The 1,687-nt window shown below is 72.2% G+C and carries 1 protein-coding gene; it reads right to left on the reverse strand.

Going from position 1 to position 1,687, the window contains the following annotated elements; genetic code table 11:
* Positions 1 to 1,687 (reverse strand): beta-ketoacyl reductase (locus tag B124_RS36975; RefSeq protein WP_496507403.1); only part of this gene is annotated, 1,687 nt, incomplete at both ends.

A 1,687-nucleotide genomic window follows, 5' to 3' on the forward strand; every position in this document is an offset into this window, starting at 1 on the left:
TCGACCAGCACCAGGCCGACGCCCTCGCCCCAGCCCGTACCGTCCGCCGCGTCCGCGAAGGGCTTGCAGCGGCCGTCAGCGGCCAGGCCGCGCTGCCGCGAGAAGACCTGGAAGGTGCCGGGCGTCGCCATGATGGTCGCGCCGCCGGCCAGCGCGAGGTCGCACTCGCCGTTACGCAGCGCCTGCGCGGCGAGGTGCAGGGCGACGAGGGACGACGAGCATGCCGTGTCCACCGTCATGGCCGGACCTTCGAGGCCGAAGGTGTACGCCACCCGGCCCGAGACGATGCTCCCGGAGCCGCCGGTGGCGAAGTAGCCCTCCAAGTGGTCCGGCGCGTCGTGCATGCGCATCAGGTAGTCCTGGGAGATGACGCCCGCGAACACGCCGGTGCTGCTGCCCTTGAGGCTGGTGGGGTCGATGCCCGCCCGCTCGAACGCCTCCCAGGCGGTTTCCAGCAGCAGCCGCTGCTGGGGGTCGGTGGCCAGCGCCTCGCGCGGGTTCATGTGGAAGAAATCCGCGTCGAACTGCCCGGCGTCGTACAGGAACGCGCCCTTGCGCGTGTACATCTTGCCCGGCGCGTCAGGGTCCGGGTCGTAGAGGTTGTCGACGTCCCAGCCGCGGTCCTCCGGCAGGTCGCCGATCGCCTCGACGCCCTCGGAGACCAGCCGCCACAGGTCCTCGGGCCGCCGCATCCCGCCGGGGTAGCGGCAGGCCATGGAGACGATCACGATCGGGTCGTCGTCGACCACGGTCGCGACCTGCTTCGCCACGCGCTGCTGCGGCTGCTGGTCCAGCAGCTTGCCGCGCAGGAACACCGACAGTTCGGTGAGCGTCGGGTGGTCGAAGACCAGCGTGGACGGGAGCTGCAGCCCGGTGGCGTTGGTGAGCCGGTTGCGCAGTTCGACGGCGGTCAGCGAGTCGAAGCCCAGCTCCTTGAACGGGCGCTGCGGATCGATGGTCTCGGGGCGCGCGTGGCCGAGGACGGCCGCGACGTTGCTCCGGATCAGGTCCAGCACCATCCGGTCCTGCTCGGCCTCGCCGAGCGCGGCCAGTTGCTCCGCCAGCCCCGACCGCTGCACCGCACCGGCGCCCGCGGCGGTCGCGCGGCGTGCGGTGGCCGGTACGAGGTCACGGAGCAGCGGCGGCACCTTCGGCGCGCGGCGCAGACCTGCCGGCTCGATCGGCATGCACACGAGCGTCGACTCAGGACGGTCCCGGAGCGCGACGTCGAAGAGGTGCAGGCCGTGTTCCGTCGTGAGCGGCGTGCCGGTGCGGCCCTGCTGGTCGGCGGTGAGGTGGCCGGTGAGGCCGGTGGCCTGCTTCCAGTAGCCCCAGGCGAGGCTGGTGGTGGGCAGGCCGAGCCGGTTGCGGTGGTGGGCGAGGGCGTCCACGTAGGTGTTGGCGGCGGCGTAGTTCGCCTGTCCCGGGTTGCCGAGGGTGCCGGCCGCCGAGGAGTAGACGATGAACCGGGCCAGCGGCAGGTGCCGGGTCGCGTCGTGCAGGTGGTACGCGGCGTCGACCTTGGGCGCCAGGACCGGGTGCAGGTCGTCCGGGGTGAGTTGGGCCAGGACGGTGTCGCTCAATGCGCCCGCGGTGTGGATGACGGCGGTGAGCGGGTGCTGTTCGTCGATGGAGTCGACGAGGGTGCGTACGGCGTCGGGGTTGGTGACGTCGCAGGCGGTGATGG

This window comes from Streptomyces sp. CNP082 (genome assembly GCF_059570535.1).